At 58.7% G+C, this 19839-nt stretch carries 15 protein-coding genes and 1 pseudogene; 4 read left to right on the top strand and 12 right to left on the bottom strand.

Annotation, left to right across the window (positions count from 1 at the left end; translation table 11 throughout):
- Window positions 1-2 precede the first annotated feature (2 nt).
- The 4 genes and pseudogenes from ACFVSI_RS01025 to hpaD form a co-directional block, all read right to left on the bottom strand.
- Window positions 3-1283 carry an alpha/beta fold hydrolase gene (locus ACFVSI_RS01025; RefSeq protein ID WP_387819109.1) on the bottom strand — a complete coding sequence of 427 codons (1281 nt, stop codon included), beginning with the start codon at window positions 1281-1283 and terminating at the stop codon, window positions 3-5.
- 110 nt (window positions 1284-1393) lie between these two features.
- Window positions 1394-2179, bottom strand: a complete 786-nt coding sequence (locus tag ACFVSI_RS01030; RefSeq protein ID WP_387819110.1) for an SDR family NAD(P)-dependent oxidoreductase — start codon at window positions 2177-2179, stop codon at window positions 1394-1396.
- Between the two features lie 272 nt (window positions 2180-2451).
- Window positions 2452-3156 (bottom strand): annotated as a pseudogene (locus ACFVSI_RS01035) (hypothetical protein); the annotation flags it as partial.
- Between the two features lie 110 nt (window positions 3157-3266).
- Window positions 3267-4262: a 3,4-dihydroxyphenylacetate 2,3-dioxygenase gene (hpaD, locus tag ACFVSI_RS01040; RefSeq protein WP_387819111.1), complete on the bottom strand. Its 996-nt coding sequence runs from the start codon at window positions 4260-4262 to the stop codon at window positions 3267-3269.
- A gap of 163 nt (window positions 4263-4425) precedes the next feature.
- On the opposite strand from hpaD, the gene ACFVSI_RS01045 reads away from it, so the two are divergent.
- Both ACFVSI_RS01045 and ACFVSI_RS01050 read left to right on the top strand, forming a co-directional pair.
- Window positions 4426-5337, top strand: a complete 912-nt coding sequence (locus ACFVSI_RS01045) for a LysR family transcriptional regulator (protein ID WP_387819112.1) — start codon at window positions 4426-4428, stop codon at window positions 5335-5337.
- A gap of 53 nt (window positions 5338-5390) precedes the next feature.
- Complete coding sequence (locus tag ACFVSI_RS01050) at window positions 5391-5777, top strand: RidA family protein (RefSeq protein WP_387819113.1); 387 nt, start codon at window positions 5391-5393, stop codon at window positions 5775-5777.
- Between the two features lie 88 nt (window positions 5778-5865).
- Here the strand turns inward: ACFVSI_RS01050 and ACFVSI_RS01055 are convergent, their stop codons facing one another.
- Together ACFVSI_RS01055 and ACFVSI_RS01060 are read right to left on the bottom strand one after the other, a co-directional pair.
- Window positions 5866-7152: an MFS transporter gene (locus ACFVSI_RS01055; protein ID WP_387819114.1), complete on the bottom strand. Its 1287-nt coding sequence runs from the start codon at window positions 7150-7152 to the stop codon at window positions 5866-5868.
- Between the two features lie 69 nt (window positions 7153-7221).
- A complete protein-coding gene (locus tag ACFVSI_RS01060) occupies window positions 7222-8007 on the bottom strand; it encodes an SDR family NAD(P)-dependent oxidoreductase (protein WP_387819110.1) in 786 nt (261 codons plus the stop codon).
- A 360-nt stretch (window positions 8008-8367) separates the two neighbouring features.
- On the opposite strand from ACFVSI_RS01060, the gene ACFVSI_RS01065 reads away from it, so the two are divergent.
- Both ACFVSI_RS01065 and ACFVSI_RS01070 read left to right on the top strand, forming a co-directional pair.
- Complete coding sequence (locus ACFVSI_RS01065) at window positions 8368-9063, top strand: NADPH-dependent F420 reductase (RefSeq protein ID WP_387819115.1); 696 nt, start codon at window positions 8368-8370, stop codon at window positions 9061-9063.
- A 91-nt stretch (window positions 9064-9154) separates the two neighbouring features.
- Window positions 9155-10384 carry an MFS transporter gene (locus tag ACFVSI_RS01070; protein WP_387819116.1) on the top strand — a complete coding sequence of 410 codons (1230 nt, stop codon included), beginning with the start codon at window positions 9155-9157 and terminating at the stop codon, window positions 10382-10384.
- Between the two features lie 93 nt (window positions 10385-10477).
- Here ACFVSI_RS01070 and ACFVSI_RS01075 read toward each other — a convergent pair whose 3' ends face one another.
- From ACFVSI_RS01075 to ACFVSI_RS01100, 6 genes are all read right to left on the bottom strand, one after another.
- Window positions 10478-11614 (bottom strand): iron-containing alcohol dehydrogenase, encoded by a 1137-nt coding sequence (locus ACFVSI_RS01075; protein ID WP_387819117.1) that lies wholly within the window; start codon window positions 11612-11614, stop codon window positions 10478-10480.
- 137 nt (window positions 11615-11751) lie between these two features.
- Window positions 11752-13644: a hydantoinase B/oxoprolinase family protein gene (locus ACFVSI_RS01080; RefSeq protein ID WP_387819118.1), complete on the bottom strand. Its 1893-nt coding sequence runs from the start codon at window positions 13642-13644 to the stop codon at window positions 11752-11754.
- Complete coding sequence (locus ACFVSI_RS01085; RefSeq protein ID WP_387819119.1) at window positions 13641-15758, bottom strand: hydantoinase/oxoprolinase family protein; 2118 nt, start codon at window positions 15756-15758, stop codon at window positions 13641-13643. Before ACFVSI_RS01085 ends, ACFVSI_RS01080 begins: the two co-directional genes overlap by 4 nt.
- A gap of 23 nt (window positions 15759-15781) precedes the next feature.
- Window positions 15782-17194 carry a purine-cytosine permease family protein gene (locus ACFVSI_RS01090; protein ID WP_387819120.1) on the bottom strand — a complete coding sequence of 471 codons (1413 nt, stop codon included), beginning with the start codon at window positions 17192-17194 and terminating at the stop codon, window positions 15782-15784.
- Between the two features lie 364 nt (window positions 17195-17558).
- Window positions 17559-18521: an AsnC family transcriptional regulator gene (locus ACFVSI_RS01095; protein WP_387819121.1), complete on the bottom strand. Its 963-nt coding sequence runs from the start codon at window positions 18519-18521 to the stop codon at window positions 17559-17561.
- Window positions 18522-18752: 231 nt separating this feature from the next.
- A complete protein-coding gene (locus tag ACFVSI_RS01100) occupies window positions 18753-19838 on the bottom strand; it encodes a zinc-binding dehydrogenase (RefSeq protein ID WP_387819122.1) in 1086 nt (361 codons plus the stop codon).
- Window position 19839 lies beyond the last annotated feature (1 nt).

Raw genomic sequence — 19839 nt, forward strand, 5'->3', positions numbered from 1 at the left:
TTCTACTCCGGGCTGGTTGAGAAGTCGCTGAGCGAAGGACGTGAATGAGCGAGCTGATCGCTGTTGTCAAGGATCCGTAGGTAATCTTCGACGGTGCTGTTGTACAGCCCGGGGTTTTCCACCATAGGTAGATGCCCAACTCCGGGCAGGCTCACCAAAGTTGCCGTCGGTACCTCAGCAGCAATGGCTTCCACGTCCTGGTCCCTTACGGAGGGATCGAATTCGGTACGGATGTGAAGTACAGGGATGCTGATTTGGTGTAGTCGGGAGCGGACGTTGTGCCGTGCGTAGATTCGGAGGTCTGCGTCCATTACTTCTGGAGTGAGGTTTCGAGCGTTATGCCACGTGGCTTCGTTTCCAGCTTGCGTGGGCAAGTTCGGCCCGATAAGTCCGGGCGTTACGGCTTCCAGGAAGTCCGAGACATTAATCTTGGGATGATTGAGGCCGTCGAGGAATTCATCACTGAGACCATCCGTGTAGTCCACCGTCCCGATGGTGCTGACGATGGCCCTTGAGGCATCCGGGTGGGTGGCTGCCAGTTCAAGCAAGAGGCTTCCGGACATTGCGCAACCAACGTAGATGGGCTTGTCCAAGCCCAGTTCGGCTGAGAAGTCCAGCAGAAAGTCAATCCACTCGGTCAGATCCCGAATCGGAGCAAGATTCGTCAAATCTGGATAGGACTTACCATGACCTGGAAAATCCACGGCGATTGCTTCGTATCCCAGTGATGCCAGAAAGGGGAGAAGGTGGCGATACTCCCGCCCGTCAGCACCCCCCGAGTGGATACAGACGATAGGGCGACCAGTCCCGGCCGTCTCGTAGTAGGTCCTAAACCCCTTGACATCAACGTAGCGGCCGGTGACCTCCCTAGTGGGGTTCGTTGCCTGAGTCCCTGCCTCTTCCGGGGCGGCCTTACGCGGTGCCAGGTTTCCCTGCAGAGCAAGCCACAATCTTGACAGAGCCACCGCATGTCCGGCGAGTTCAGTTGGGTCGCCATGAAGCGTAAGCCCGTTGGCAGTTGCGCTGCCGAGGTCGCGAGCCGACTCCAGCGCCGATTCCCACTGTTGCCGTGTGCCCTTGAGGACGAAATCGGCGATCGCTTCTTCGCTGGCGACAACCTGGAATTTGCCGTCTGGACGGAATGAGATCGTGAAGCCTTCTTTCTCATCAGCTACATGCAGCGACGCTGTGAAAGCCCGAACGCGTTGGCTGAAGTGACCGTCGCGCAGCGCGTCTTCAACTGCGCTTTCGATCCATTCCTGAGTCAGGATTTGCGGACTCATTGGCTCCTCCTTGAGTAGAGATCCAGTTTTTATGGGTGGCGAGAGGCTATGATCCCAGCCCGCCGGCCGCTGGTTGAAACACTGCACTGTCCACCGGCCGGCGGCACGGATTAGCCGGCGGAGAAGCCGCCGTCGACGGGGATGTCGGCTCCGGTGATGAAGGATGATTCGTCGCTGAGCATGAAGAGTGCGAGGTTGGCGATTTCTTCGGTGGTGCCGAGGCGTTTCATGGGGTAGCTGCCGGCGGTGCGTTCGAGGTCGCCTTCTGCGGTGGTGCCGCGGATGGCTGCGCGTTCGGTGTAGAGCTTCTGGACGAAGGGTGTGGGGGTGGTGCCGGGGGAGAGGCTGTTGACGCGGATGCCTTGGTCTGCGTATTCGATGGCCATCTGGTAGGTGAGTCCGACGACGCCTGCCTTGGAAGCGGAGTAGGACACTGTTCCCTTGATGCCGCTGGTTGCGCAGATGCTGGCTTGGAAGAGGATGTTTCCGTGGCCCTGCTTGAGGAACACTGGAACGGCGGCTTTTGCGCTGTAGAAGGCGCCGGTGAGGTTAACAGCGATGACGTGCTGCCATTCTTCGGCGGTAATGCCGTGGGCGGTGTGTCCGCCGGGGACTCCTGCGTTGACGTAGATGCCGTCGATCTTGCCGAACTTTTCTACGGTTGCTTCGATCATTGCTTCGTTGTCTGCGAGGTTGGTGACATCAACACCTACGGCAAAGGCGGTGCCGCCTTCGGCGTCGATTTCCTTTGCTACGCGCTCTGCAGCGCCTGGGTTGATGTCGGCGAGCACCACTTGGGCGCCGTGCTGGGCGAACAGCTTGCCGGCGGTCTCGCCGATGCCGCTGCCACCGCCGGTGACGATGATCGTCTTACCTTCAAGACGTGCACTAGACATAATTTGGTTCTCCTGCTTCTTGCTTTTCGTTGATAACCAAGGCTTGACCCCGATCCGTTTTTTCGATCCGGATCTTAGGGTTAATAATTCTCGTTCTTCCGCTTCATGGCCATGTCTGGGATCTAATCTTTAGTCTTACAGAGCGGGCCTGGCGTGGTTCCCCGAAATGGGTGGCCAGCCATATCCAAGTCGTATGGCCGCATACTTACCGGAGGTATCAGGGAAGGGAAGCACCACGGTCTGTGGTTTTTCGCAAATCGGTGACGAAGTTCCTAACTCGTTCCGTGCGCGGCGTTGAACCTGGCCCGCCACTCGTCATTCATGGGGAAGAGTCCTTCGACGGGATGTCCTTCGATGACCTGCTCTGCAATCCATGCGTCCTCGAATTCCTGCGAGAGCGTTGCATCTGCGGCCGCTTCGGCGAGGCCCGGTGGGATAACAATGACACCATCATCATCACCGACGATGATGTCTCCTGGTACAACCGCTGCTCCTCCGCACGAAATAGCCAGGTCGTGGTCCCACGGAACGTGCCGACGTCCAAGCACAGCCGGATGGGGACCTTGTGTGAAAACTGGGAGATCAATCCCCGCAACCGCCGCGTAATCTCGCACGCCTCCGTCCGTGACGACCCCAGCGGCGCCGAGGGCCAAAGCGCGCAAAGCCAGCACGTCACCAAGCGTGCCTGTGCTGCGTTCGCCGCGAGCTTCGATAACGATGACTTCACCCTCGCCAACAGAGTCAAAAACGCGCTTTTGCGCATTGTAGCCGCCGCCGTATTCGCGGAAGAGGTCTTCTCGGTTGGGGAGGAATCGCAGCGTTCTGGCCACGCCAACAAGTTTCGTTCCCGGGCGGGTGGCACGCACGCCTTCGATCGATATGTTGTTCAGACCCAGCTTCCGTAGCTGCTGGGAAAGACCCGCGACGGGAGACTTGAGTAGCTTCTCGCGCAGGCTCGAAGACAGGGGAGCCGGGGCGCCGCCTTCCGTGGCGGCCTTCGCTGCAGGCTGCACGGGACGTTCATGACTTAACACAAAGATGTTCCTTATCTCTGGCTCGCTGTTTATCTGGCTAACAGCGGGGATGTTTAGTGAAGTGCGAGGTATTGCTCGAGTGTCTGAGGGCTTGCCGTCAGCTGGGGATCCAGCACCTTTTCATCCGAGAATTCACTGGCCTCAAAGAACCACCTGTTTGATGCCGGGAGGCCCCAAAGCTGGGCGCGCTGGGGATCTGTGACGTCCCAACGGATGGGCGGTGTTTCGAGATCGATGAACTGGTAGTGCGTGTTGAACAGTTCGATCCGGTGCTGGTCCGGGTCGCGCAGGTAGAGAAAGAGCGCATTGCTGAGTCCGTGGCGGCCAGGTCCACGATCGATCTCGTTGCCGAAACCCAGGGCGCCGGCGACATCTGCTGCATGAATAAGCGACGTCGCATCGGGGACCGTATAGGCGAAGTGGTGCAGGCGCGGCCCGCGGCCATTAGTGAAGACAAGATCGTGCGTATTTCCCTTAACTTCAAGCCAAGTTCCCCAGAGTTCGTCCGTTCCATCAGTCGCGGTGTATTCAGCCATTCGCATCCCCAAGCCAGTCCAGAAGTCAGTGGCCTTCTGTACGTCGTAGGTGACCACCTGATAGTGATCGATGCGCTGAGGGGCGCCGGCGCGGAACTCGTCGAAATTCTGCATTTTCCGGTCCACCACGTCCATCTCTGACGTGAGCTCGACCAAGGTTCCGACCGGGTCGCGGAAGCGCAGCGTTGGACCCTGGTGGTCACGTTCCAAACGCTCAAAGGGGATATTAGCTGAACGGAAGAAGCGTTCAGCGGCAAGAATGTCGGCAGCAGTACGCACCCTCAACCCGATGCGACGTGCTTGAGCGAGGTCACTGCGTTCAAGTACCAGGCTGTGGTGGGCGGCTTCTTCGAGTCCACGCAGGTACACGGCTTCATCGGTCTCTTTCGTTACGACGAGGCCGATCACGTCACGGTAAAAGTCCCGGCTTTTCTCCAGGTCGGTCACCGTCATAACGACGTGACTGGCCCGAGTGAGCGTGAAGTCGGGGTTGGGATTGGTTGTAGGCAGCATGGTGACCTAGCTCCTTTGATCGAGTCAGAACGCTTGTTTCTTCAGCATTACAGTCAGGCAAGACTTTGCTTCCCACGGTTTCCATACGGAGCCATATCTAATTCGTCTATCCAGGGCTTACCCAGCGGCCGGCCAGTCCGGACCAATCAGGTACTGTTTTGGCATGGAACTACGGCAATTGCGCTACTTTCAGGCCGTCGTCAAAGCCGGATCTCTCAGTGCAGCGGCGTTGACTTTGCACGTATCTCAACCGCCATTGAGCGTTGCGATTTCTAAGCTGGAAGCCGAACTTGGCGTCGAGCTCCTGATCCGTACTCCACGTGGGGTGGAGCCGACGACTGCCGGTGGTTACTTGCTGGATGCGTCGTCCAGACTGCTTGACGATGTCGACGACATAGTGGCGACGTTGGGGAGGTTCCGTGACGGTTTGGAGGGAGCCATCACGATGGCGGCCGTGCCTGTTCTAACTTGGCATCGGGTGCCGCAGCTCCTTCGACGACATTCACGTAGCCACCCGGGAGTCGAGGTAAGGCTGACATTCCCGACGCCTTGGGTCGCTATCGATATGCTGCGACAGAGGCGTGTTGACGTTGCAGCTGTCATGGTTTCGAATCATCAGGCTTTCGCCGCGCGCCATCGCGGCGTTTTAGACATCATGGACTGGGGGCCAGTGCCACTTGTCGCCGTGCTGCCTCCAGAATTTTCGTCAGCACCCGACCCGCTGCCTATCAGCGAGTTCCAGGGTTCCACTCTGGTCATGCCACCTCGCATGGCAGCGGCCCCTAGCCTGCCGGAGACAGTGGACGCTTACCTCCAAGAGCATGGTGTAGTGCCCGCGACGTACCGTTACGTTGAGACAATCCAAGGTGGACTCCCGCTGGTTGAATCGGGCGTGGCGCGGGCTATTCTTCCAGACCCTGATCGTAAAAGCCTGTCCCGGTTTAACGTAGTCGTCCGGGAGCTGGACCCGGTCCCTGAACCTCTCAGGGCGTTGGTCCTCACCCGCCACGGTGTTGAAGTTGATCCGGCATTGCAATCGCTGCTTCATCAAATGTCGAAACTGCGAAGCGGCTAGTTGTTCAGCTGTTTGATCAAGTGCAACCCGCACCATCTCCCAGAAAGGTCGTTGTGAATCAGCGCCGGAGCATTTATCTTGAAAACTTTTCCCATAAGAACCCTATTCCAGTGGCGAGCAGAATAGGCCCCTTTCTTTTTTCGGGCGCGCTTACTGGCCGCGATTTGCGTACACGTGACATGCCGGAATCGCTCGAGGAACAGTGCGCCAACATTTTCACTCTGGTTCGGTTAGTCCTGGAAGCCGAGGGAGGCTCGACCGACCAGATCGGTAAGATCACTTTCCATCTCGCCGACTACCGTGACCGCGCCGCTCTCAACCGGGAGTGGTTGGACATGTTTCCCGATCCCGCAGCGATGCCGGCCCGTCAGGTCTTAGCGGCTTCTCTTGACGGTGGCGCCCTCATTCATGCCGACTTGGTGGCAGTCTTTTCGACCTGAGGAACACTGTTCTGGGACGCAAAGGGACGGCACCGTTTCCTCTCAAGGAAACGGTGCCGTCCCTCTTGGGTCCGTGCGCTGTTTGGACTCAGACGTCTTCCAGACGAATGCCCGTGTTGTTCTTCCAAGTCAGTACGGTTGCCGATGCAATGATGCTGAGAACGATAACGTAGATATTGAACACCCAGCCCAAGCCGATACCGTAAAGCCATGCGGTCAGATATGAGGCCGTACCCCCGAACACGGCAACCGCCAGAGATAGACCCGTTCCGAAAATGGTGCCCCGGTAGCGTGCTGGGATCTGTTCAGACATTGCTGCCCCCTTGGGACCGGTCAGGAAAGAGACAAGCACGATCCCGATCAGCTGTGCGACGAAGAGCGTCCATGGCTCCTTGCTGACAAGGCCATAAAGAGGGAATACGACGACGGCGATGCCTAGCAATGAGATCAAATAGCTCGTCTTGCGGCCGATTATGTCCGAAAGTCGTCCGATAAGCGGAGCAGTGACAACCCAGATGACCTGCGCAATGCTGCTGACAACGAATGCATCTATCGGAGCCATCCCGACGATTCCGATTGCGTAAACGGAAACGGACGTCACCCATGTGTAGTACGTGACAGTTGAACCAGCCTCAATGAGGAAGATCTTTAGCCCCGCGCGAACCACCTGGGCGCGCGTCCATACGGAACCGGACTGTGAAGAATCACCGTGATCGCCAGCTGTTTCGATCATTCCACGGCGGAGAATGAGGGCGAACAGGGCCAGCACGCCTCCAAAAAGGAAGGGAATGCGCCAACCCCATGCGGCCATGTCAGTTGAAGACAGCATCGCTGTCAAGCCAGCCATGAGCATGGTGGCGAGAAGCGATCCAGTGCCGATAGCTACGAGTATGGAACTTGACCACAAACCTCTGCGGTTTCGGGGCGCGATTTCTGCCACATACGCGTAGGAAGTGCTGGATTCACCGCCGTGGGCGAAACCTTGGATCAAGCGAGCTACAACGAGCAAAATCGGCGACAACAGTCCGATGGCTTCGAAACTTGGCGTCAACCCAATGATGATGCTGCCGAAGGCCATAAGGCACATTGTGCTGACGAGTACGACTCGTCGTCCGATTCGATCCGCGAGCCGACCGAAGATGATGCCACCCAGGGGACGCATCACAAAACCTATCGCGAAGATCGCCAGCGTTTGCAGCAATGACGAAAGGGGATCTCCCTTCTCGAAGAAGGCAGTTGCAATATAGACGGAGGCGACGGTGTAGATGGTCCAGTCGAACCATTCAAGGACGTTGCCTACACCCATCGCAAGTAATGATTTGCGCTGAAGCTTGGCGTCTTTGGCTTGTGCGGTGGTTTGTTGGACAGTCGTCATCGCTGTCCCTTCTGTAACTAGGGCACCTAAGCGGTGCTGTTTGGTCGGGTTAGGGCCTGGTCTGCAGTATTAGCCGGCGGAGAAGCCGCCGTCGACGGGGATGTCGGCTCCGGTGATGAAGGATGATTCGTCGCTGAGCATGAAGAGTGCGAGGTTGGCGATTTCTTCGGTGGTGCCGAGGCGTTTCATGGGGTAGCTGCCGGCGGTGCGTTCGAGGTCGCCTTCTGCGGTGGTGCCGCGGATGGCTGCGCGTTCGGTGTAGAGCTTCTGGACGAAGGGTGTGGGGGTGGTGCCGGGGGAGAGGCTGTTGACGCGGATGCCTTGGTCTGCGTATTCGATGGCCATCTGGTAGGTGAGTCCGACGACGCCTGCCTTGGAAGCGGAGTAGGACACTGTTCCCTTGATGCCGCTGGTTGCGCAGATGCTGGCTTGGAAGAGGATGTTTCCGTGGCCCTGCTTGAGGAACACTGGAACGGCGGCTTTTGCGCTGTAGAAGGCGCCGGTGAGGTTAACAGCGATGACGTGCTGCCATTCTTCGGCGGTAATGCCGTGGGCGGTGTGTCCGCCGGGGACTCCTGCGTTGACGTAGATGCCGTCGATCTTGCCGAACTTTTCTACGGTTGCTTCGATCATTGCTTCGTTGTCTGCGAGGTTGGTGACATCAACACCTACGGCAAAGGCGGTGCCGCCTTCGGCGTCGATTTCCTTTGCTACGCGCTCTGCAGCGCCTGGGTTGATGTCGGCGAGCACCACTTGGGCGCCGTGCTGGGCGAACAGCTTGCCGGCGGTCTCGCCGATGCCGCTGCCACCGCCGGTGACGATGATCGTCTTACCTTCAAGACGTGCACTAGACATAATTTCCACGCTCTCCTTTGTGCGCCGCAATCAGCCAACATGACACCTTCGGATAGGTCTCGGGGACGAAACCTCGTGTGAACCATGCTTCCCGGCTACGATGCCGAGCCTCCAATGAGAGGGCCATCACTAAAGCTAGCCCTAGAAGTGGTTGCTGGCTCCTGTTATTTGATCCGCAGCTATACAAAAATCGAATAGTGCCCAAGCATCTATCTGTTCTGGAGCCATAGGAAGTTCCCCTCCGCGGAGGTATATGTCGAAGATATGGAGACCTTCCAATTCCGAGGAACCCAAGCATCCGCAGACCCATAGGTTGGTGGGGCGAGTACCTTCGTTTAATCAGAATTGGAGACGTGAAACATGACTACGGTCGGACTCATCGGAGCGGGATATATAGGATCGACCTTGGCCAGGTTGTCTTTGGACGCCGGCCACGACGTCCTCATCAGCAACAGCAGAGCGCCGGAGTCGCTGGATGTCCTTGTTGCAGCCCTTGGCCCCCGCGCGACGGCAGTGACACCGAACGAAGCAGCTTCCAAGGCTGACTTGGTGATTGTCACCATTCCGCTCAAGGACTACCGGGCGGTCCCGGTGGAACAGCTCGACGGGAAGGTTGTCATCGATACGAACAACTACTATCCCGACCGTGATGGTCTCATCGCCGAGTTGGATGACGAGGCAACGACCACGAGCGAATTGCTCCAAATGCACTTACCGAAGTCGTACGTGGTCAAGGCATTCAACAATATCTACTACCTAAACTTGGGCAGGCTGGGACACCCCTTCGAAGGTGCGGGGCGTGCTACCCTTCCCATCGCGGGAGATGATGCCGATGCCAAGAGCGTGGTCTCGGACTACATGCGCTCCTTGGGCTATGACGCTCTGGACGTCGGTCGCCTCGCGGAAGGATGGCGGTTCCAGCGTGACCTTCCGGCATACAGCAAGCCATATGTGCCAGTCGGTGCGGCAGGGTCCCCCGGGCATGCTCCGCATGCCGCGAGCCGTGAACAGATAAGAGCCGCTTTGGGTCAAGCAAAGCGCTACAGCGAACTGTGAGGCTGCGCCCACTCAATCGATTGGTCATCTATAGCTGGTACAGGTCAACGAAAGGCCGCGCGGTCACGGATGTTATCCCCAGGGTTTCGAGGTGAGGCTGACTCTTGCCACGGTGTTCGTATTTATGCTTTCCAACATGCCTGCTCCGCTCTACGCGTGGTGGGAACGATCACTTCGATTTGATGCCGCTACCACTTCGACTCTCTTTTCCGCTTACCAAGTGGGCGTGTTACTGGGACTTCTGATGCTGGGGAGGATCGTTGATCGAGTGGGATGGCGAATCTCGCTGTCAACTGCTGCGTTGTCGATCTCGGTCAGCTCGGTAGGGTTCGCTCTAGCTGCGGACCCTCTGGCGCTTGGCATCGCCAGGCTATGCAGCGGCGTCAGCATTGGCATTTATCTTTCTTGTGGTGCTGCCGCAATCACAGCCTCTCGTGCGGCGATGGGAAAGTTGGACGGTCCGGCAATTACAACCCTTGCGGTATCTTCCGGGCTCTGTCTCGGGCCCTTGTCAACAGGCTTGCTGATCGGTCTGGCAAACGTAGATCCTCTGTGGCTTTTCATCGGGCAGGCAGCGTTGCTCTTGTCCGCGGCCGTACTCGCCTGGCTTTCCATCCCGGGTCGATCCGCTCAGCGCGGACGTGCATTGACAGCCGCGGTCCCAAGAATGTCAGAGCTGCCTGTTGGGTTGGGTTCAGCCGCTGGTATTGCAGTAATGACGGTGACTGGGGCGGTGTGTTCGATCTATTTGGGTGTGGGGTCTTCGTTTATTCAGACACAGCTGGGCAGCGGCACGTCGCTGCAAGCCGGGCTTCTCATCGGCTTGGTTTTTGCGTCTGCTTTTGCAGGACAGATGCTGTGTAGGTCGCAGTCAGTCCCCGCGACAGCTTTCTGGAGTTTGGGACTTGGTATGGGCGCTGCAACTTTTCTTGTCGCGGCTGTGCTACTCACTAACGTCGCCTTCGTCTTCGCGTCTGCTGTGTTCGCTGGTGCCTCGCAGGGGACCGGGCAATTCGCTGGGGTATCAGCCATACGTGATGCAACCTCACCAAGCCGATGGAGGCACGGCTTCGGCAGAGGGCAGGCATGGGCCTACGGGCTGTCAGGCGCGCTGGTCCTCGCTGTGGGGTGGATGAGTCGCCTCCTGGACCTGCCCCGTTCTCTGGTGGTTTGGGCGGCGGTGTGTTGGGTTGGCCTTGCCGTTGTGGCTGTGGTGGTGGTTGTCCGGACAAAGGCCACCAAGCGGCGGGAAGCAGTGTTGGCGCGCAGAAGCGTGAAGCACTATGCGGAGTGCGTGACCGGATCCCGGATGAATCCATGAATTTAAACAGCAGGCCCGTGGTACGGCCCGTCACCCGTGCCACGGGCCTGCTGTCCTGAAGTGAGACTCAGGCGACCAACAGCGGCGGGTCGTTTATCGGATGCACTGTGCCATGATGGCTGACGCCACCTGCATGCTGGTTCCGGTCTCTTGGGCAGCCTTGCGGGCTGCTTCTGCCGCGATGCCGGCACAGATTTGGTTTGCCGAGAAGAAGGCTGGCAGTCCGACCCCCCGCACCAGTTCTTCTACGGCTTCCGCCAGGGCCAGGCCCGAGTCGCCACAACCGGCGACACTCGCAAGCTCATTCAGCCGGATTCGCGCTTGTTCATCATGTGCGTGGAGGTACCGAATGACTTGGGGGAGCACCACGCCTGAAGTGACGCCGTGGGCGATTCCATTTTTTGCACCAATCATTCGGCTCAGTGCGTGGCTGATTCCGCCGGCTGCTTCCGGCGGTGCAGTGAAGCTCTTCCATGCACCCATGAAGCCGGCCAGACGGTCATCGGCGTCGTCCGTTCCTGCGACGGTGCGCGGAAGGACCGTGAGGAGATCTTTAACTGCGGAGGCGGCCAGCGTGCGCGAGATCGGATTGGTCTCGTAGGACAAAGTTGCCTCGACCGCGTGATCGATGGCACGAACACCAGTGGACACCCAGAGCTGACGAGGAGTTTCGGCCGCAACCTCTGGATCGTAGAACACAGCCCGTGGAGTCATGCTTGAGTTGTGCACGCCAGTCTTGTGGCCGGTAGAGGAATCTGTATACCCAGCATCACCGTATAGCTCAGCGGCGGACAGAGTGGTCGGCACAATGTAAACAGGGAGAGAGTCGAGCTCGGGTTCGTTCTTCAGCAGCGTTCCGAAGTCGTCAAGACTGATGCCCTGGTCCAGCCGCGTGAAACTCGCTCCGTGTGCAGCTAGCTTTGCTGCATCAGCAGCACTACCGCCCCCTATGGCGACGACGGCTTGGGCGCTGGAGCGCCGAATGTCGCGGGCTGAGCTCAGTACAGTTTCGATAGGAACATGGCTACTGACGATGGACGTCGTCGCCTCGCCAAGGCGACTGGACTCCTCCAGCAGACGCCGGTATGACTTGGTCTTTGTTAAAGATTGGGTGGTGACGATGTGGACTCGATGGATGGACGCTGCCGCCAGAACTTCGTCCAGGCAGAATGCCGATCCGGCCCCATAATGAATTGTTGCTGGGTTAACGTAGTTGAAAGTTCCGTGCATTTCTCTGTTTCCTTCACATCAAAAATGGGGCTGGCCCCTTCACAGGGCCAGCCCTGGAGCAACACAGCCTTTAATGCTGTGTTGCTTGTGTCGTGGGCGGATTGGTGACAGTGGTGACTGTCTCCTTAATCCACTTCCTAGACGAGGACCGGAGCCTCATTGGCTGCCCACCAAACGGGCAAGATGTCGGCCTGGCGTCCGCCATCAAGGTCTCCATCCGGCTTGCTTGAACGTCGAACGGCAGTGGCCTCTTCATCGACCTGGAGTGTTTCCCAGCGGTCGATATCCCCGATAATTTCCACACCGTACGTCTCCCGGGCGCGTTCGATGGAGATGTACTCATCGACGACATCCTCAAGAACCAAGGCCGGGTCGCGGTCGAAGGGCGTTCCGTACCCACCGCCGCCTGACGTGAGGGCTGCAACGGCCTCGCCGGGCGCGATCTGTGTCGCAGCCACAGCCTCGTGTACCTGCTGCGCGGAGCCATTGACGGAGATGTGCCACGCCTCGGGACCGAGTGCAGGGCCGCCACCACAGACGCCAAGGGGGCGGTTGACGACGCCTTCCATGTAATAGTGGGATTCCGCCCCGGAGAAGCGAGGACCGTAGGCGCAGGAACTTCCCGGTGCGCCCCGGAATTTGCCGGCGCCCTCGGAATCTGCACGGACGGTAGCGTGCTGCCACACAACGAGCGGGTATCGCTGCTCCACGATCTCGGTAGAGTCGAGCCGCGGAATGCCGGCCCCCATGATATTGGCGAAGGCAAGCCAACCGTCGGTTTCCGCAGTAGCCGGCCCCCCCGACGTTCCCGCGAAGATTTGCAGAATGTAGTCCTCGTCCTGGCGGCGGGCGTCCTTGCCTGAAACGACGCCTTCTTGGGGCCCGCAACCCAGGCACGGCTCGGCCGCTCCGCTGGTTCCGTCTGACATTGTTGCAATGCCAGCCAACAGCATCCCGGTGACCCGGTCGGTAATTGTTCGCGTAGCCGTGGAACACGAGGCGGGGTGCTGTGGAATACCGACGACACAGTTTTCGCGAAGAAGCACCTCAATTCGACGGTGACTGCCTGAGTTGTTGGGCACAAGCAGCGATTGTGCACGACGGTCGGTATTCAAAGCCATGAGTACGGCGGTTACTGCGCTGTTCTTGGCCGTGGCCTCCGTGAGATTGAGACCAGTGGGAGTGCAGTCAGGATTCTCACGCAGATCCACGAGCACGCGTCCTTCATCAGGGCGAACGTCGATGGTGGCCTTGAGGGGAAGGCCGGATTCCGGAAGACCGGGAAAGGTGTCCATCGTCGTCGTGATGACACGTTGGCCGGCAGGCAGTTTGGCGATGCCGGCAGCTGCCATGCGTTCACTGTAGTCAAGCCACTCGCGAATAAACTCCCGAACATGCTCGATGCTCTCGAATGACTCGCAGAACTCCTTGAGACGCTTCTCAGCCAAGCGGACGGCACCAAGGGCGGCCAGGAAATCGCCGTACCAAGTGTCGAAGGCCCGGATACGGCGCCGGGCCATACCGATAATGTCAGCCACGTCTGTGAAGTTTTCTTGAACCTTGACGCATGGGAAGATCAGCGCACCCTCCTCGTACACATCCCGGGCGGCAGGCATGTAGGTTGTCGGCTGCGAGTTGCCGATGTCAATTTGATGGGCCTTGGCAATGGCAGTGAATACGTGCTCACCCTTGAAGAAGACGGGAACCAGCAGCGTGTGATCCGCTGCGTGAGTATTTCCCATGTACGGGTCATTATGGAGAAACGCATCTCCTTCTTTAAAGTCCGGATGCATTTCGGCCATGGACTGTGCAACCAACGAGGAACCGTAGACGTGGACGGGAATCCCTCCCGGAGCCGACAAGAGGTCGTGATCACCGCTGGTGATGGAGCACGAGAAGTCCCTGGCAGCCATGGTCGTCGAGCGGGCCGTTCGCAGCATGGTGTTTGTCATCTCGCGGGTGATGCTGTCGACGCGATTCGCGTAGATCGCTAGGTCGATAGGGTCTATGCGCTGGATCGTGGTGGTCATCGGGTCTCCTGGTCGCCGTTGGAATTGAGGGTGATGAGGTAGTGGGTCGGGCGTGCTGAGGCAGAAGCGCCCGGGTCCAAAACGATCGTGGTGGTGGGCTCTTCAATCACTGCCGGGCCGCTGATGGTCAGGCCGGAGTGCAGGTCGTGGACTCCGTACACTTCGCCTTGGTGCAACTGTCCATGGAAGAACATGGGTCGGGAGGCGGGTTCTCGGTGTCGGGTTTCATGCTCAAAAGGCATTCCGACATCCGGCTTCGACCTCTTGATGCGTCCCTCCGCACGCCAGCTTACGATTTCAATGGGCGATCCCGGCTGGTTGACGGAAAAATGCTTCAGGTGGGAACGGTCGAATGCATCGTGGAGGCTCGTCAAGGCGTCGGGGTCCGAAAAATCCGGCTTGGGTCCCAGGTCGACGTCGATCTCCCAGATCTGCCGGTCGTAACGCGCCTCGGCGACGTACTTCCTGGTGCGTTCACCGTCGTTGTCCACTTCTGCGAAGAAGTCCTCAAGCTTTCGGTCAAGGTCTTCAATGACGCTATTGGCCAGATCTGCGTCAAAGTCGGCGGTGGCCACGTACTGGCCGGCAGAAACGACGGCGCTGATGTCAGTACACTGACCGCCTACAGCGCTAAGGCCCGAGGCAAGTCGTGGGATGATGACGTGCTTGATACCCAGGTCGCGAGCGATGCGCACGATATTCATGCCCGCTGCACCTCCGCCGGCGACCATCACGCAATTGCGTGGATCCATACCTTGGCTGATGGTCATGTCGGTTGTGAAGCCGCGCATGTCTTCGGAAGTGATGCGCAGGACTGCCTCGGCAGCTTCTTCAACGGAAATACCGAGTGGAGATGCCAGACGGGTTTCGAACGCCTGTCGCGCCGCTTCAAGATCCAGGACCATTCGTCCGCCCAGGAAGTTCGCTGGATCGAGATAGCCGAGGACAAGTGCCGCGTCGGTGACGGTCGGCTCTGTGCCGCCCTTCCCATAGCATGCCGGTCCCGGATCGGCTCCCGCACTCAGGGGGCCCACCCGTACCAGGCCGCCGTCGTCGATGTACGCGATCGAACCGCCTCCTGCTCCCAGAGATCGCGTGTCGACAGCTGGAAGGCCTGTCATGTGACCTGCCCATTCAGGACCAAGCCACTTTTCGCGAGTGTAGGCGATGTCACGACCGTTGGTCAGGCTGACGTCGTAGGAGGTGCCACCCGTGTCCACGACAATTAGTTCGCGATCCTGCGCGACGGGTTCGATCGCCCCGTACTGGGCTCCAGCCACCGGAGCCAGTGCCGGTCCTGAGTCGATGGTTTGGATTGGGCGCTCCGCCAATTGCTCGAGGCTCATTACACCACCGCTAACGTGGGTGACCATTAATGGTTCACCCGCGAAGCCCAAGGCACGGAAGCGCTGTTCCAGGTCATGCAAATGTGACCGCATCAAAGGCTTCAACGATGCATCGATGGCCGTTGAAGAGGCTCGCCGGTACTCACGAACTACATTGTTCACCTGATGGCTCAGGGAGTACGCGACGCCAGGCAGCTCTTCCTCGATGAGTTCGCCGATGCGGACCTCGTGATCTGCGTTCACGACAGAGAACACAAGGCAGACGGCGACGGCCTCGACTTCCAGCTCACGCAAGCGTCGCAGGGACTTCCTCACAGACTCCTCATCAAGCCCGATTGCGACGGTGCCGTCGGCGAGGACGCGCTCGTTCACCTCGAAGCAGAGTCGGCGCGGGATGTAGGGTTCTGGGTATTGAGTAGCAAGGTTGTAGGCGTCCTCTTTTCCGCCTTCACGGTAGAGCAGGACATCGCGGAAGCCGGCCGTTGTTATGAAGCCCGTCCGCGCAACCTTATTCTGTAGAACCGCGTTAGTGGAGCGTGTCGTTGAATACACGAAGCCTTGGGTTTGCTGCATCAGTTCGGGAAGTGTCATCCCGTTCTCAACTGCTGCCAGTTCAATTGCCGCAGAAATGCCGAGGAAGAGGTCGTCGGGCGTTGACGGCGCCTTATACAAGCCGATGACGCGGCTGCTGTCAGACAGAATCAGGTCGGTAAAGGTTCCCCCAGTATCAATTGAGATGGTGAACGGTGGTACGGGAAAGTTGTGCATGATTGCCTTTCTTTGAGGTCTTACTAAACCGATGTCTTGTCGGCCAGTAGTTCGACTGGACTTTTCGTGGGTCGGTGGTAGTACCGGCCCTTCGTCACGGTGGCCACGATTGGCGGTGTGATGACGGCGATTGCGATGGCACAGAAGGGAGCAAGAGTGGAGCCCAGCGGTCCGCCCGCTCCGAATGAAAGCGGCAAACCAACGGTTACTGCGGTGCCGAGAGAAATAAGCCCCACGGGGTTTGCCGGATAGAGATCGCGTTTCGAGTGGTACGCAACAGCGGGGGCCAGGCCGAGGAGCTTCCGGTTGATCAGCAGGTCAGATGCGACAGTGAAAACCCAAGACAGAACGATGACACCCCATACGCCGAGGACTACTGTCACGTGGCTGTAGAGGTCGCTTACGAGAACAGCCACGCAGATCAACGAGGTAATGACGACCCACCAACTTCTGGCCAGCCTGATACCTAGTCGGGATGCCACAGAAGCAAGCTGGACAGCCGCTGTGTATATGTTGCTGACATTGATCCGAGCCTGCGTAATGATGACGAACAACATGCCCCAGACCCCGAATAATCCAACGAAATAGATGGCCGGATCACTTTCGCCTAGTTGAATTCCGAGCCAAGCACCGAATAGAAGCGGTGTTACGTAGCTGACCAGGCAAAAAACGGGCCCCACCAACACTCCGCCTACGGTTGCTCGTTTCGAGGGGATGAACCGACCGAAGTCTGCACTCTGAGCCCCAATGCCAGCGACACCGAACATGGCGACCATCACTTGGGCGATGGCTGGGCCGGCCGCCGCGAACTGTACGGTTTCGGGTGCGTAAGCCCAGAAGTCGATATCGCCGGGGGCGTTAGCAGCATGTATCGCTACGAGGACGAGGAACACCGCCACAACCGGCAAGGTGATCCACATCGTGAGGCTGATGAAGCGGGCTCCGAACCATGTGAGTGGGATGAACATGAGTCCGAACGCGATCTGCAGCGGCAGCACGGGAACAGTGGGAAACAACGCCTTCATGGCGTTGATCATGATGCCGCCTTCGAAACCGAAGTAGAGAACGCAATTTGTTGCAAGGACCAAGGCTGTAACAGTGGATCCAAAGTAGCCGAACCCGCTTGCGCGGGTGACCAGGTCCGAATTGAAACCGGTCCGTGAGGCGAATCGTGCCCAAAGGAACGTTGCCGCACCAATAATCAGTGCGGAGCTTGTTGCCCCGATCAAGAAATTGACAGTACCGAACGCATGAACCAGTTGCGCACCCAGCGAAAACCAGATCAATGCTGTCGACATGCCGAACAACACTCCAAAGATGGAAAGCGGGCCAATTGTCTTGGCGCTCTCTGGGACGGGGGAGTTGGAGTACTCGTCGTACTCCCCGTCGTTGTCGGGGGCGGCACTGGCCGCGGTCCCGTTTGAGTATTCACTCATGTCGCGCCTCCTGCGTGATTGGTAACACATACACTCGCTTGTGTTGCCCATCACTGTCAATAGCGCTGGTGAAACTTTTCCTTTATGAAAAAATCGCTTGTTGCGATGGTGTTTCGAGAGACTCACCCGCGAGCAGCAATCAGCGGGAGAGGCCCACATGAGTCAGATCGCTCTTGCCAGGGTCTCTACCTCGTGTCGAGGAGAGCCTCGGAAGGCTGCGATTAGGGATTTTGGGCATGACAAAGCCGCCGCACCTGCCTGTGTGGCGGCGGGCTGAATAGCTGTGGGGAGGCTGCAGACAAACACCCGGCGGCTCCAGCGAGTACCGGGCAATGGGCGTATGGCGGGCGGACCGCCGACCACTTTAGCTAGATGTAGGGAGGGGGAACGACCTGCGAGACAAGTAGTGACCGATGGATAGGGAAGCGGGTAGCTTGTCGACGCTGGCGTATGGAAGCAGTTCAACGTTTGCCAGGGATGGTGCCGCGCTTGCGAGCTCATCGGTGATGACGCGGAGGTGAGACATCGAGTCGGCTACTACCTCGGCGATAATGCGACGTGTTCCGGCTGTGGGGCTCACAATAGTGACGGCTTTGTGATTGCGAAGGGCATCGAGCGCGGACGCATCCTGCGCACGCGCCAGGAGGACAGCAGGCTGGCGCCGTTCCAACTCAATTTCGTTAGTCACGACCGTAGCCTTGGCGACGCCAGCTTGGAAGAGGTCTGCAAGTCGTCGTCTAACTACCCCATATGGCCGCCCGACACTTGCCGCGAGATCCCGGACCGGAATTCTTGGCGAGACGACAAGCTCGCGGAGCATGTCGATTTCGTGCTCCTGCAATGCGGAGGTGCCGTCCGACGAATAGTCGTCAGGAAGGAACACGTGCGTGTCCTCGCGCCACTTTTCAAAGCCCAGAATCGGCCAGCATTCGACGCGGCGAACTTCCAGTCGGCCCCCGAGGGCTCCGGAGATGAAGGAATGGGCTTCTTCAGGGGAGCTCGCCACGACTTCCCCAAAGAACGTGAAGGGTCCAAGTACACGTACAAGGTGAAGGATCTCGTCCTGTTCCAAGGCCCAACGCGCGAATTCGTCAGGGGGGCCAAGCACCTCTACACCGATATTCACTCGGAGAGTGAGCCCGAAAACAGCCGGATCGATCAGCGTGGCGAACTTGATGGTGCCCGCTTCGAGCAATCGGTGAATGCGGACCCTGACCGCGTCGGCGGATAAACCCACGCCGGCCCCGAGTTGCGCAAAAGGAGCCCTGGCGTCTACACGGAGGAGGTCAACCAGGGCGTGATCCTTCGCATCAAATGTATCTTTCAAGTTCCCCCGTTCACGTTTCCTCGGCTTGCAATGGGCTAGGAGCGCCCGCCTTCCTGCATGTTGAGTATAGACGCGCGTAAAGGTGTTCCTGGGTTGCCCCGCACGCACAGGAGTGCAGGAATACCAGGGCCGGCCTCGAAACCGCGGCGTGTTTGGAGTGGTACGACCTCTTCGAGACCGGGGCCGCTGCCTGCGCGGCGTGCCCCGGTCTCTACTACCCTTGGCAGGTCCTTATCTAGGGTCTCCTGACAGGGCCGGAGCGTCTGTTACGCTGCTGCCAGCAAGGCCTTGGCCTGCAGTGCCCGCGGGGGCCGACGGGCTGATCAGATACTTTATGACGTCCTGCGAGCTACGCATTTGGGCAAAAGCTTCCGGAGCATCCTCCACGGATACAACCCCTGTGATCAGGCTGTCCACGTCGATGCGTCCTGAGGCCAGTAGTTGGATAGCTTCCGAAAACTCTTCGACGTAGATAAACGAGCCTTTGAGCGTAATCTCTTTATGGAGGACGTCGGCTGTATCGAATGTGGCCGGGCGCCTGGAGAGGCCCGTCAGCGTTACGGTCCCGCGAGGGCGGACGACGGCGACTGCCTCGCCCACCAGCTCGGCCACGCCTGAGCATTCGAAAGCGAATGACGGTGCCGAAAACGGATCTGGGAACACGGACAAGACGGGTGTCGAGAACGGATCAATCACCGCAGTGGCACCTTGCTTAAGCGCCAACTTCCGTCGGGCCGCCGACGGCTCCACCACGGTTATTTTCGATGCCCCGGCAGCCCTAAGCAGCGCTGTGACTAACAGACCTATGGGGCCGCCACCGAAGACGATAGCCTCGTGGCCGATTCCGAAACCTGAATTCCGCACCGTACGAAGGGCGACAGAGAGCGGTTCGATCAGGGCTGCGGATGCCAAATCAACTTCTTCGGGAAGAACGTGGACAACGTTGGCCGGCACAGCTGTGTACTGGGCCAGCCCTCCATTGCGGATCAAACCGATGCTTGTGTCCCAGACTTTTGCGCATAGGTTAGGAAATCCGCGAGTGCAGGCAGAGCATTCCCCGCACGTTCGTCCATTGGGATTGACGACAATTCTGTCCCCGGGCTTGCAAACATCGACGTCGGACGCCACTTCAACAATTGTCCCGGAGAACTCATGCCCCATGATTGTTCCTGAGCGAAACTGGGGATGAGCGGCATGCAGGTCGCTCCCACAGATTCCGCAGAAGGCGACTTCCACAAGAACCTCCCCGCTGAGGACCTTCGGGATCGGGCGGTCTTCAATGACTTCACCCTGATCGGTGAAAACTACGGCCTTCACG

This window comes from Paenarthrobacter sp. NPDC057981 (assembly GCF_042886835.1).
GTDB lineage: Bacteria > Actinomycetota > Actinomycetes > Actinomycetales > Micrococcaceae > Arthrobacter.